Annotated in this window: 11 protein-coding genes; all 11 read left to right on the forward strand. The window is 38.3% G+C overall.

Annotated elements, in window-relative coordinates:
* Positions 1-11 precede the first annotated feature (11 nt).
* The 11 genes from G6R02_RS04180 (at position 12) to G6R02_RS04230 (ending at position 14,117) form a co-directional block, all read left to right on the forward strand.
* Positions 12-1,157, forward strand: a complete 1,146-nt coding sequence (locus G6R02_RS04180) for an exo-beta-N-acetylmuramidase NamZ family protein (protein WP_164667992.1) — start codon at positions 12-14, stop codon at positions 1,155-1,157.
* An 83-nt stretch (positions 1,158-1,240) separates the two neighbouring features.
* The gene (locus tag G6R02_RS04185) at positions 1,241-2,548 is read left to right on the forward strand and encodes an ABC transporter substrate-binding protein (RefSeq protein WP_164667993.1); all 1,308 of its coding nucleotides are present in this window, start codon (positions 1,241-1,243) and stop codon (positions 2,546-2,548) included.
* A 127-nt stretch (positions 2,549-2,675) separates the two neighbouring features.
* Complete coding sequence (locus G6R02_RS04190) at positions 2,676-3,548, forward strand: carbohydrate ABC transporter permease (RefSeq protein WP_164667994.1); 873 nt, start codon at positions 2,676-2,678, stop codon at positions 3,546-3,548.
* A 13-nt stretch (positions 3,549-3,561) separates the two neighbouring features.
* On the forward strand, positions 3,562-4,431 hold the full coding sequence (locus G6R02_RS04195; protein ID WP_246202510.1) for a carbohydrate ABC transporter permease: 870 nt from the start codon (positions 3,562-3,564) through the stop codon (positions 4,429-4,431).
* A 79-nt stretch (positions 4,432-4,510) separates the two neighbouring features.
* The gene (locus G6R02_RS04200; RefSeq protein ID WP_246202605.1) at positions 4,511-5,482 is read left to right on the forward strand and encodes an N-acetylglucosamine kinase; all 972 of its coding nucleotides are present in this window, start codon (positions 4,511-4,513) and stop codon (positions 5,480-5,482) included.
* Positions 5,479-6,792 (forward strand): 6-phospho-beta-glucosidase, encoded by a 1,314-nt coding sequence (locus G6R02_RS04205; RefSeq protein ID WP_164667996.1) that lies wholly within the window; start codon positions 5,479-5,481, stop codon positions 6,790-6,792. The genes G6R02_RS04200 and G6R02_RS04205 overlap by 4 nt, the downstream gene beginning before the upstream one ends.
* Before the next feature lie 38 nt (positions 6,793-6,830).
* Positions 6,831-8,012 carry an exo-beta-N-acetylmuramidase NamZ family protein gene (locus tag G6R02_RS04210; protein WP_164667997.1) on the forward strand — a complete coding sequence of 394 codons (1,182 nt, stop codon included), beginning with the start codon at positions 6,831-6,833 and terminating at the stop codon, positions 8,010-8,012.
* Between the two features lie 101 nt (positions 8,013-8,113).
* A complete protein-coding gene (murQ, locus tag G6R02_RS04215) occupies positions 8,114-9,013 on the forward strand; it encodes an N-acetylmuramic acid 6-phosphate etherase (protein WP_164670314.1) in 900 nt (299 codons plus the stop codon).
* A gap of 418 nt (positions 9,014-9,431) precedes the next feature.
* The gene (nagZ, locus tag G6R02_RS04220; protein ID WP_164667998.1) at positions 9,432-11,033 is read left to right on the forward strand and encodes a beta-N-acetylhexosaminidase; all 1,602 of its coding nucleotides are present in this window, start codon (positions 9,432-9,434) and stop codon (positions 11,031-11,033) included.
* A gap of 529 nt (positions 11,034-11,562) precedes the next feature.
* On the forward strand, positions 11,563-12,906 hold the full coding sequence (locus G6R02_RS04225) for an extracellular solute-binding protein (protein ID WP_164667999.1): 1,344 nt from the start codon (positions 11,563-11,565) through the stop codon (positions 12,904-12,906).
* 317 nt (positions 12,907-13,223) lie between these two features.
* A complete protein-coding gene (locus G6R02_RS04230) occupies positions 13,224-14,117 on the forward strand; it encodes a carbohydrate ABC transporter permease (RefSeq protein ID WP_164668000.1) in 894 nt (297 codons plus the stop codon).
* Positions 14,118-14,127: the final 10 nt, after the last annotated feature.

Genomic DNA, 14,127 nt, shown 5'->3' on the forward strand with positions numbered 1-14,127 from the left:
TTATTATAAAGATGGAACTGGGAAATGAAAACTTATTTGCCAATCAGTATAAGGCTTTGGTTCAAAACGCAAAGGTAGGAATTATAACGAATTATACTGGAGTAAATAAGTCATTTGAAAGAACGATTGACCAACTAATAGAAGAAGGTGTGAACGTGAAAAAATTGTTTGCACCCGAGCACGGTTTTTACGGTGTTGGTAAAGCAGGAGAATTAGTTTCGAATGAAGTGGATCGAAAAACTGGTATTGATATCGTAAGCTTATATGATCAGGAAAAACGTCTGGATCCTGATTTATTGGAAAACATTGATGTTTTAATACTGGAAATTCAGGATGTGGGCGTTAGATTTTATACGTATATTTCGACAATGTTTCGTGTGATGGAAACTGCCGGACATGTAGGTATTCCACTTATTATATTGGATCGACCAAACCCGCTTGGTGGTTTGATTGTGGAAGGGGCAGGAGTTCAGCAAGACTATTACTCATTTGTAGGAGAGTATGATCTACCTATACGCCACGGTATGACAATCGGTGAGCTTGCAAATTTATATAAGCATGAGCGAGACCTTAATCTGGAGCTTCACATTGTTAAAATGGAGGGATGGCGAAGGGAATGGCTTTTTTCGGATACGGGTCTGGATTGGATACCACCTTCACCAAATATTCCAGATTTTACGACATCCCTTATCTATCCCGGAGCAGCATTTGTTGAAGGTACTAATTTATCAGAAGGTAGAGGGACTACAAAGCCATTTAGCTGGGTAGGTGCTCCTTGGATAAATGGTGAGAAGTGGGCCGATGCATTGAATGAACAGGACATTAGCGGCGTGATATTCCGTCCTGCCTTGTTTAAACCTGCGTTATCCAAGCATCAGAATAAGGTTGTTGAAGGAGTTCAAATCCATATAACTGACCAAAAACGTTTTGTTCCTACAGAAATGGGACTTCATTTTATTAATCAAACAAGAGAGTTATATCCGGATCATTTTGATTGGATCAAAACCGATAATGAATTTTTTATTGATTTACTGTGGGGGACTTCAAAATATCGGCAAGAATTAACCCGGGGAAGGCAGGTCACAGAAATAATCCATGAATGGAAGGAATATGCGGCTGCTTTTATGAGACGAAGGAAACCATTTCTATTTTATTAACAAAGGGAGGTGATGAAGAAGCAAAGTATTATATCGTTGTATAAATTTTATTCTATTAAACTAAGAAATTGGGGGAGAGTTAAATGAAAAGAAAAAATTTATTTCTTGTATCTTTTTTAGTCTTAATCATGATGTTATTAGCTGCCTGTAGTGATTCTTCTGAAACCTCGGATTCAGAGGGTGAAGGTAGCAAAGACGGTGGAGAAGGCGAGGAAATAACACTTGAATTTTGGACGATGCAGTTAAAGCCAACGTTTACTGATTACATTGAAGGAATAATAGCAGATTTTGAGGAACAAAATCCAAACATAACAATTAATTGGCTTGATGTACCTGCTGCAGACCTTGAACAAAAAATTCTCGCTGATGTGAGCGCAGACAACGCTCCGGATGTAGTGAACTTAAATCCATCATTTGGAGCATCCTTGGCAGAATTAGGTGCAACAGTCAACATGGATGAAGCAGTTTCAGATGAAGAAAAAAGCAGATATTTGGAAGGCGCCTGGAATGCCAACCAATATGATGGAGAAACTTTTGCTATTCCGTGGTACCTTAATACAGCGGTAACATTAAATAATGCTAAAATTTACGAAGAAGCCGGATTGGATCCGGAGCAACCACCAGAAACATATGAAGAAGCAATGGAATATGCAAAAACCATTAAAGAAGAAACAGGCAAATATGGATACTTTCCATCTTTAGACCTATCTCTTCCTTTACAACATATGGAATTAATGGGTGTATCTTTAATGAATGAAGATGGAACTGCAGCCTTTAATACCGAGAAGGGTGTTGAGGTGTTAGAGTACTTCACTGAATTGTATCAAAATGATTTGATTCCGGATGCATCGTTAACAGGTAAACAGCGAGAAGGAACAAATATGTATCAGGCAGGAGAAGTTGCGTTTGGTGTTAATTTCTTCATAACACAAATAAAAGAAAACGCACCTGAAATTTATGAGAATACGGTACCTTCTCCAGCAATTACCGGAGAATCAGGTAAAAAGAATCTGACTGTACAAAATCTTGTTGTACCGAATCAAACTGAACATAAGGAAGCGGCAGTTGATTTTGCTCTGTTTGTGACTAATGCAGAAAATCAACTTGAATTTACCCAGCTTACGACTATTTTACCATCAACCAAAAAAACACTGGATGATCCATATTTCAGTGAAGCACCTGAAGATGCAGAACCAACTGACCTAGTAAGAATTACTCAAGCTTCACAGTTGCCAGATGCGGAGCTTTTAGTTCCACCAATGGAAAATTTCAATGATAAACAAACAGTTATGCACGATGCATTTGCACGGGCAATGATGGGTGAGGCAACACCTGAAGAGGCGCTGGCACAGGCTGAAGAAGAATGGAATGCAATTGTAGCAGGAGAGTAACTGTAATAGAAACGAAAGGATATGGGTAAATCCCTATCCTTTCGTTTCAATAGTAATTTCTTTGTTAAAGTATAAAAATTGTTGGAGAAGATAAATTTTATTGGATCTCCTGAATAGGAGGATTTGCATGAAGAACAGACAGAAATTAACACCTTACTTGTTTTTGATTCCTGGTTGCATAATACTGGGCGCATTTATTTTCTATCCTATGCTACAAGCAATATGGTTAAGTCTAACCGACTATAATATGATTGAAGATGCAAAATTTATTGGACTTGAAAATTACAAAAATCTATTTTCCGATGACTTATTTTGGAAAACATTGATGAATACGTTTATTTATTTAATTGGTGTTGTTCCTACGCTTGTTATTTTACCAATTTTCCTTGCTGTTCTGGTGAACCAGCAAATAAAAGGTATTGGTTTTTTCCGATCAGCATTTTTTATACCTGTCGTAACTTCATTGGTTGTTGCAGGTATAGCGTGGGATTGGGTATATAAAGAAAATGGATTGTTGAACTATGTTCTTGATCTTCTGGGAATTGTTAATGAACCGGTTGGGTGGCTCACTTCAACAAGTACAGCATTGTTTGCAGTAATGGCCGTTACCGTTTGGAAAGGTTTAGGATATTATATGGTAATCTATCTTGCGGGACTACAATCCATTCCCTCCGATCTTTATGAAGCAGCCAGAATTGACGGTGCCAACTGGTGGCAGCAGATTACTCGTATAACAATTCCGATGTTAATGCCCTTTGTTTTACTAGTGTCAATTATGTCATCAATCTCTGCCATGAAAGTCTTTGAAGAAATTTATGTGATGACAGGTGGGGGACCACTTCATAGTTCCGAAACTTTGGTGTTTTACATTTACAATGAAGCATTTGCTAATCTAAACATGGGTTATGCAAGTGCAGCCGGGGTTATATTGTTTCTGTTAACTTTGGTTCTATCGATTATCAATATTAAATTCATGGGTAAGCAAGGAAATCTTACGTGAGGAGGTAAAATAATTGGCTTTAACTTCCGTGAATAATTCCAAAAGATTAAGTGTCAGGCTTATTGATTTTACTAAAAAAATATTAATCTATATTCTTTTAATATTGCTCACTTTATTTATGCTTGGGCCTTTTTTGTGGCTCGTATCCACAGCGCTTAAATCCGGCGGTGAGAATATATTTCAGTATCCGCCCAAACTTATTCCTGAGCAATTGACATTTGGCAACTTCCCTAAAGTAATGGAAACTTTTCCTTTTTGGAGATATTTGTTTAATAGCGTAGTAGTTACAGTATTTACTGTTATTTTTAACGTTTTATTTTGTTCGCTTGCTGCTTATCCACTTGCAAGAATGAATTTCAAGGGAAAAAATGTCATATTCATATTAATACTTAGTACGATGATGATACCTTTCCAGCTTTTAATGATACCTATTTATATCATGTCACTAAACCTTGGTTTAAGTAATACATATGCAGGTATGATTTTGCCGCATATTACTACAGCATTTGGTGTGTTCCTAATGCGACAGGCTTTCACTGTAATCCCCAGGGAATTGGATGAGTCAGCAAGAATGGATGGGGCAAACAGTTTTCAGATTTGGTTAAGAATATTGATGCCGCTTGTTAAACCTTCGATAATAACATTGACTATCTTTACGTTTATTACTGCATGGGGCGACTTCCTGTGGCCATTAATAATTGTGAGTGATCAAAATATGTTCACGCTTCCATTGGGGCTAAACATGCTTTCTGGAACCTTTACTTCAGATTGGCGTTTAATTGCAGCCGGAGCAATCATATCGATGGCACCAATAATAATATTCTTTTTAATTCTCCAAAGGCACTTTATCGCTGGTGTTATGAGAGGTGCAATCAAAGGATAGTAGTATTCTATAATTGTAAAAATATAAATAGTGGATAATGATGATATGTGATATTAAGGAGAATAGATTATTGGAATATATGCTAGGTGTAGATGGAGGAAATAGTAAAACGTACGCAGTTATCGTCGACAGAGACGGTAATCGAAGAGGACAAGGAATTTCTGGTAATGGAAATCATCAGAGTATAGGAATTGACAGTTCTCTGGAGAATATACAATCGGCGGTAAACCAAGCACTTAATAAAGCGGTGCTTCGGCCGCAGGATATCAGTTTTGCACAATTTGGATTGGCAGGTGCAGACAGGGAGAAGGATATTAACATTCTGCACAAAGCCTTACAAACATTGTCATTTAAAAATTGGGATGTTGTACCTGACACGCTAGAGGGACTCCGGGCCGGAAGCCGTACAAACACAGGAGTAGTTCTAGTATGTGGAGCGGGTACAAACGCTGCGGGCAGAAATAGTGTTGGAGATACAATCCAAACTGGTGGTTTTGGTTATCGATTTGGTGATGGAGCAGGTGGAGGCTATATTGCTCTGGAAGGCTTTCGGGCGGCAGTACGTGCATGGGAACTTCGCGGTCCTGAAACGCTTCTGACAGAAATGCTTCCAAGAAGTGCAGGATACCAAGATATGGAGAATATGTATCATTCTTTTTTAGATCGGATGAGTGAAGAAATTCCATTGTCATTTACACTTATGGTTCATCAGGCAGCTGATAAGGGAGATAAAACAGCCATAAACATACTAAAAAACGTAGGCTGGGAATTGGGTCTAGCTGCTAACTCCGTTATAAAGAGGCTGGGAGACTTTGAGACTGAACCAATTCCAGTTATTCTTGTCGGATCAGTGCTGCAGGAAGGTAAAAATCCATATCTATTGAAAAAGCTCGAAAAAACAATAAAAGATAAGAATCCAACATGTCAATTATTTAATTTGGAAATGGAACCTGTATATGGTTCAGTACTGCTTGCCATGGACAATCTCAATATTAAAACGAATGATGACATTATGAATAAATTCAGTTCATATGGAGGCTATTATGCATGAGGAATAAAAATCTTAAAATTGCTGTAATAGGAGGAGGCTCTTCTTATACTCCAGAGTTAATTGAGGGATTTATTCAACAATATGATGAATTACCCGTCCGGGATCTTTTTTTAGTGGATGTTGAAGAAGGTCGGGAAAAACTTGAAATTGTTGGTGCATTCGCAAAACGTATGGTTCAAGAAGCGGGGGTTCCTATACGTGTTCATTTAACGATGGAACGAAGGAAAGCTATCCAGGATGCTGATTTTGTGACGACCCAGATTAGGGTAGGACAGTTGGATGCCCGTGCTCGGGATGAAAAAATTCCTTTAAACTATAACTGTATTGGTCAGGAGACAACAGGTGCAGGAGGCTTTGCTAAAGCATTACGGACAATACCCGTTATTCTGGAAATTTGTAAAGAAATAGAGGAACTGGCACCGAATGCATTTCTAATAAATTTTACCAACCCTGCAGGAATTGTCACAGAAGCAGTTATTAAACATTCGAATGTTAAAAGTATCGGATTGTGTAACCTTCCAATTGGGACAAAAATGAAAGTAGCCGACATGACTGATACAGATATTTCGCAGGTTAATTTAGAATGGATCGGTATTAACCATTTGAATTGGACAACTAAAATACAGGTAGATGGCCGGGATATTCTAAAAGAAATCCTTCATAAATTACCTGGGACAAAAGGAATGAGTGTTAAAAACATACCGGACTTTGGCTGGGATCGTGATTTCTTACGGTCACTTGGAGCTCTGCCATGCGGATATCTTCGTTATTACTACATGACTGACAAGATGCTTAATGATGAATTGAGCTCTTTGGAGACAAAAGGAACCCGGGCAGAAGTAGTAAAACAGATTGAACAGGAATTATTTGAACTTTATAAGGATCCTAATTTATCAGGTAAACCGGAGCAATTGGAAAAACGTGGTGGAGCTTACTATTCATTAGCAGCCATTAATTTGATAGCGTCTATTTATAATAATAAAAAAGATATCCAAACGGTTAATGTTCAAAACAATGGGATTTTAAGCTGTCTAAATGATGATGTTTCGATAGAGGTTAACTGTGTAATTGACTCGGAAGGTGCACATCCTGTCCAAATTACTTCACAGCCGGGTCCACATATTCGTGGATTATTACAAGTTGTTAAGGCTTATGAGGAATTGACAGTAGAATCTGCGATTAATGGGGATTATGATACAGCACTTCAAGCACTGACGATTCACCCGTTAGTAACGTCGGTTGATGAAGCCAAACCGCTTCTTAGTGACATCATACGAGAAAACCGAGCTTTTCTACCGCAATTTTCATAGATTTTTCTTAGCGGAATGCTTTTGGGGAGGCAGTAATATTGAAAAGTAATAGAGGCTGGAATAATAACTATCAAAGTGTGGTTCCAGGCATTGAGGTCTTTTTAAAAGAGCGTTTAGATTGGATAAAAGATAAAAAAGTCGGATTAATCACGAATCCTACAGGGGTGGATCGTCATTTAACAAGTGATATCGATCTCTTGTACCAACATCCGGATGTTCATTTAACCTCTTTATATGGTCCTGAACACGGTATACGAGGTAATCTGGAAGGTGGGGAACACGTACAATCCTATACCGATAGTAGAACAGGTTTGCCAGTATACAGTTTATATGGTGATACATGGAAGCCTACAAAGGAAATGCTGGAAGATGTTGAAGTATTATTATTTGATATACAAGATATTGGTTCTAATGTGTATACCTATATTTATACACTTGGATTTGTAATGGAAGCAGCAGCAGAATTTGAAAAAGAAGTTATTGTTTTAGATCGTCCCAATCCTATTGGCGGCATAAAGGTTGAGGGGCCGCTTCGTTCTGCCGATGCAGTCAGTTTTATGGGAAGATTCTTACTTCCTATTCGCCATGGATTAACTATTGGTGAACTTGCTATTATGTGGAATCATGAATATAGCCTAGGTGTAAATTTAAAAGTAGCTGAAATGCAGGGTTGGAAACGTATGATGCATTATAAAGATACAGGACTTCCCTGGGTCATGACGTCACCTAACATCCCAACGGAAGAAAGCTCCTATTTGTATGCAGGGACAGAATTGCTGGCTGATACAACATTATCGACAGGGATTGGTACAACAAAGCCTTTTGAGCTTGTTGGGGCGCCATGGGTAAATGGAGAACAGCTGGAAAGAGAAATGACTGATCGTAAAATTTCCGGAGTTATGTTCAGGTCCGTTTATTACACACCAATGCATGGGAAGGATCAGGGAAGATTAATCGGCGGTGTTCAAGTGCATATTGATGAGCCATCAAAAATAGATTTAGTATCGTTAGGATTAAATTTAGTTGATGGCATGAGAAATCAGAATCCGGATGAATTTAAAATGGAACCCGGATATGTGAACATTATAGGTAACAGTGAAGTGGTTAAAATGATTTCTACGAAGGAACCGATCGATAAGGTCATTGATTCCTGGACGGATGAATTGAATGAATGGATCACAGAAGTCCGAAATAAATATTTACTGTACAGTTCAACTTGATAGATATAATTTAATTTTACAGGGTAATTTGTATAGGGCGCTGTTGAATACTTAAGAATAGATTTCTAATCTACTTTATAGACAAGGAGATCAACATGAAAATGGAATTGTCTGAATTAACTACCGAAAAAAGAAATCCAGACAGTATGAATCTGGACCAAATGGGCACATTACAGATTTTAGAAACGATAAATAATGAAGATAAAAAAGTAGCAATTGCCGTTGAGGCTGTGTTACATCAGGTAGAAACAGCTGTTGAACAAATCAGTTCTGCACTTAGTAATGGTGGAAGACTTTTTTATGTAGGTGCTGGAACAAGCGGAAGATTAGGTGTAATTGACGCATCAGAGTGTCCACCGACTTTTATGACTTCTTCTGAATTAATTCAAACGGTTATGGCTGGTGGAAATGATGCATTTTTCAATGCCATTGAGGGAATTGAGGATTTGGAAGTGCAAGGTGAAAAAGACCTCAAAGCAAGAAATCTTTCTAATAATGATGTTGTAGTGGGCATTACTGCAAGTGGAAGAACTCCTTTTCCGATGGGTGCATTAAAATACGCACGTCAATTGGGAACCTACACAATATCTTTATCTTGCAATGAAGGTTCATTAATCAGTAATTTTGCAGATTGTGCAATAGAGGTTGTTGTCGGGCCAGAGGTTTTGACCGGATCCACACGTATGAAAGCAGCTACAGCACACAAAATGATCCTAAATATGATGAGTACAGCTACAATGGTGAAATTAGGAAAGGTTCATGAGAACTTGATGGTTGATGTCCATGCGAGTAACTATAAATTAATGGAACGGGCAAAGCGAACGGTTATGGAAGCAACGGAAGTCTCATATGCAGAAGCTGAAAGTGTACTAAAGCAAACGAATTATAAAGTAAAACCGGCTATTGTAATGATTGAAGCTGGTGTATCCTATGAAAAAGCGGAAGAAGCTATCTCTTATACCAAAGGTTATGTCAGGGAAGCTATAGAATACGCATCATAAGGTGTTAAAAGTGATAATCACAGGACAAGGGAATCCCGTTAAAATGGGGTTCCAGATTTTTATTTGATCGGTTCGGGCGACTTAGTTTTATCGTCTGCTTGGACGGTAAGCCATTGTGTAAGTTCCGTTTCCAAAGAAATCTTACGTTCTCGAATAGTTTTACTGAATAATACCTTAGTGGATTTTAAGTTCGTGATCATGATAGCATTCGGCTACACTTTTCTGCTTTCTATCAAGCATCATACTGAATTTTTCCATTCTAATTCTATTATTTTGTATTTTAGGGTCATCGCATAACTTTCATATTGATTTCTAAGAGAATTACCTTATTGATGACTATTGACATTTGATACTTACACTTCCATTTTCGAGGCTTTGAAATTATTTAAATGATATTTACTGTTTGGAGGAGTTCATAATGAAAACCACGTCAACCATGTCTATCAGGCAAAAAATCGGCCAGTTAATGATGATTGGGTTTAAAGGGAAACAAATTACGCCATCGGTTACTAGAATGCTTGAGGACGAAATGGTTGGAGGAATCATTCTATTTCCCACAAATATTGGCTCACCGGAGGAAGTTTTAAAGCTTAATGAAGAATTACAGCATGCTGCTCATAAAGCTGCTCATCCTTATCCGTTAATAATATCGACAGATCAGGAAAATGGGGTTGTTCGAAGGTTGAAACAGGGGGTTACTGAATTTCCTGGAAATATGTTATTAGGTGCAGTTGATAGTGCCAAGGCTACAATGAATGTAAGTCGGGCGACAGCTTTAGAGTTGAAAGCTTTAGGTTTTAATATGAATCTCGCGCCAGATGTGGATGTTAATAATAATCCACACAACCCTGTTATCGGAGTTCGCTCCTTTGGTGAAAATTCAAAAGATGTTGCTAAGCACTGTAAAGCTTTTATTCAGGGTCATCACGACGCAGGTATAATGACAACTGTCAAACATTTTCCAGGTCACGGTGATACAGAGCTTGATTCGCATGCTGATTTGCCTGTTATCCAGCATTCTATGAAAAGATTAGAGCAAATTGAACTACTTCCCTTTGTTGAGGCAATTGATACAGGGACTGATAGTGTGATGATGAGTCATATTAATTTTTCAAGTTTGGAAGAGCAGGAGAATATCCCCGCCTCAATATCTGAGAAGGTAACAACCGGTTTACTTCGTGAAAGACTGGGATTTGAAGGAGCTATAATGACGGATTGCTTAGAAATGAATGCCATAGTGAAAACAATAGGTACGGCAGAAGGAGCCTTAGCCGCTTTAAAAGCTGGTTCGGATTTGCTAATGATTTCGCATACAAATGACCTTCAAATGAAAGCAATTGACAGGATCGAAAAAGCTGTAATGGATAGGGAAATTAATGAAGATGTCATTGATAGATCGCTCAATAGAGTAATGGAATTAAAGAAAAAGTATTTGTCCTGGAATGAACGAACCTATGGAGATGGTGTGCCACCTTTTGTAGGAGGGGAAAAACATAAAAAATTAGCTCAAGGTGTATTCGAACGGGGAGTTACTTTAGTGAAAAACGAGAATTTACTTCCATTAAAAGTGGATGTGGAATCTAAAATATTAGTCGTGACAGTCAAAGGCCAAATGCAATCTCCAGTCGAAGGAAAACGTGAAAAGACCTCTTTTTTGGGCGAAACCATTGCTAGTCATCATTACAATATTTATGAGCAGGAAATCAGTAAGTCACCTGAAAACAAAGAGATAGAAAAGGTAATAGTTGCAGCTAATGATGCTGATATAGTAATATTCGGCTCCGACTATGCTTACACCAATGAAGGGCAAGCCTATTTGATTAGAAAGCTTCTTGAAAAACAAGCTTCTGTGATTGTTGTTGCAGTAGGGAATCCATATGACCTTGCTGAATTACGAAATGTTCCAGCTTACTTGGCAACATATGAATATTCTAAAGACGCACTTCAGTCTGCAGCGAATATTATTTTCGGCACGAATACACCTATGGGTAAACTTCCTGTTACTATTCCAAGTTTATAAACTAGGAGTCTAAGCTTAAAACCATATCCCCAACAACCGAATGGTCTTCCGGGAAATGTTGCATGTAATATTCTTCTTCCCATCAGTTTCCTTGTCCTTATACTAAGGGTTGGGACTATGTTTTTGACTAAAGGTTTAAAGCCCTGTGCCATCGATAATAATTGTCTATTACTTACCGTTATTTCATTGGCTCTTAGAACAGGTCTCTTCAAAAATTGAGAGGTCATAGTATGCATTCTGATCAAGTTTCATGCGTTTTGAATCTTAGCGATGCTGGTGTTATTAGAGATTGTCAAATCATTATGGACATGGCGTTGGTGTGTTATGAACAGTACGATGGACAATTTCGGAAAAGACAATAAAAGGGATCTGCTATTGAGGATTGAGGGAGGCATTACACAATTTGGCCAAAATACAGTCAAATTTTGTGATGCTCCTAACTTAAAACCTAAATATCTAAAACGAACGCATTGATAGTATTAATTATCAATGCGTTTTCATATATTTATATTAAAAGGGGGAGAGTAGTTTGAAAAAATTATTCAAAGGTCCTGCCAAGTTTGTCTGGATTGCTGTACTTGCACTGTTAATCGTTGCCGGCTGTTCAGACGATGGTTCTTCTGAAGACGATGGATCATCGGATGATGCAACAGCAAACGACGGTAAAGTTAACGGAACACTTGAAATTCAGTACTTTGTCGGCGGCTATGGTGATTCATGGTGGAAGGAAGTAATCGGTGATTTCAAGGAAAAGTATCCTGATGTCGAAGTTAAAGAACATGCCGGTCCGAATATTAACGAAGAAATGAGATCGCGCTGGGTTTCTGGAGATCCACCTGATGTTGTTTACATCGATGGCGCCGGATCAAGTGAAACACAAATGGTGGAAGACGGTCAGCTGATGGATTTGACTGACTGGGTGAAAGAACTTGAGGTTGATGGAACACCGCTTATGGACAGTTTCATCGTTCCACCTTCAGACTATGATGGTAAAGTTTACAGTTTGCCATTAGTATTTGATACTTGGGGAACATGGTATGACAAAGCATGGTTTGATGAAAATGGATGGGAAGTTCCGTCTGATTTTGAAAGCTTTATGAGTACAATGGGATCGATTCAGGAAGATGCTGATATTGCTCCATTTGTTACAACTGGTAAATACCCGTATTACTTCTTGCGCGGTGTATTGTATCCTGCATTCGGTGCAGCCGGCGGTGATGAATTATTAACTTCTGTCATCAAAGGCGAAGAAGGTGCCTGGAGCAGTGATGCCGTACTGGAAGTTATGAAAAAAGTAGAAGAAATGCAAAAAGCAGGGTATATTGATGAAGGATTTGGTGCACTGAACCATACACAGTCACAAATGAACTTCCTGCTTCACAAAAATGCGTTTATACCTGTAGGTTTCTGGCTGCCAAATGAAATGTCCAAAGATAAGCCGGAAGATCTTCAATATGGATTTATTCCATCACCAATGAATGACGCGGGTGAACCAATGGCAGTTGTTCCGGATTTACGTCCACTGGCGATTGCTGAAGAAGCTGAGAATCCTGAAGCAGCTAAAGCTTTTGTTGAATTTGTCTTCACAAAAGAATATGCAACACTATTCTCAGAGCATACTGGTGCTATCATGAACCTTAAAGGTGTGGACTTATCATCAAACGAAAATGTACCACAATACCTTATCGATGCGAATGCGATGATTAACGATCCTGAAAAGGTGCAAATCTATCATAAGCCGCATCCGATGAGTGCCGATTTGGAAACTCCAATAAGTAACTCACTTGTTTCCTTAATGCTTGGTAACATTTCTGCTGAAGAGTTTGTTGAAGAAGCTGAAGCAGCAGCTAAAGAATATCGTAACAGTCAATGATATGAACCGTATGGAATGAAAAGGGGGATTAGCTCCCTTTTCATTCCATACATTTATTTCTTATTGGGTTGTTCAAAAAGCCGGTAATAATGACACATCTTTTTAGAGGGTTTGCTGTGTCTGTGAATACTCAGTACAAATAAGATTGCTAAAGCTGTTCAGGTAGATATCGGAAGTTATTCCATAGAAGATGGCTCTTATTCTGTAGATATTGAGAGCTGTTCCGTAGAAGTTGGTTCTTATTCTGCAGATATCGTGAGCTAGTCTTTTACCCTCCTTTTTGAACACGCATTTTAAGATAGAAAGAGTGATTCTGGATGGTACAGTCTAAAAAACAAAAATATCTGTTTTTGGCTTTTTGCCTGATTCCGACCTTTATAATGTTTAGTATTTTTACCCTATACCCGTTATTCAGCGGTTTATATTATTCATTTTTTGAATGGTCAGGCTCCTCACAGGCAAAAGAATTTATTGGATTTGACAACTACATAGCATTATTCAAGGATGAGATAATCCCCGCTACAATCTGGCATGATTATTTTCTTGTTATAACAAAGGTTATAGGTATTATGATTATGGCTCTATTTATCGCTGTTGCTTTGACGCAATTAAAAATAAAAGAGGCACCATTTTACCGAATTATATTTTTCTTTCCGAATATTATGTCTGTCGTTGTAATTGGTATTTTATGGACATTTATTTATAATCCTGGTTTGGGATTAGTCAATTCCGGTTTGGAGTTTATTGGTCTCGGTGAGTGGGCGAGACCATGGCTCGGTAGTGAAGACTGGGCTTTATCAAGTCTTGTATTACCGTCCATTTGGGCTGGTATAGGGTTGTTTATGCTTCTCTTAATGGGTGGTATTGCCAATATTTCCAAAAGTTATTATGAAGCGGCCAGGATTGATGGTGCAAATGAATGGCAGCAATTCTGGAAGGTAACCTTACCACTTGTATGGCCACAGATTAAAATCTCCATTCTGTATATTGTTATTACGACGTTAAACGGCTCCTTTATTATTGTACAAATCATTACTGGAGGCGGCCCGAACAACGCAACTCATGTTATGGGGTCATACCTGTATCAGCAGGCATTTACACAATATAACTTCGGGTATGGAGCGACAATCGGTGTAATGATTTTAGTTCTATCTCTAATTACGGTACTGATTTTGCAGTTCCTATTACGCAGAGATAAGGTAGAATATTAGAAAGGAGGAT

Source organism: Virgibacillus doumboii (assembly GCF_902806455.1).
In the GTDB taxonomy this organism is placed as follows: Bacteria; Bacillota; Bacilli; order Bacillales; family Amphibacillaceae; genus Lentibacillus; species Lentibacillus doumboii.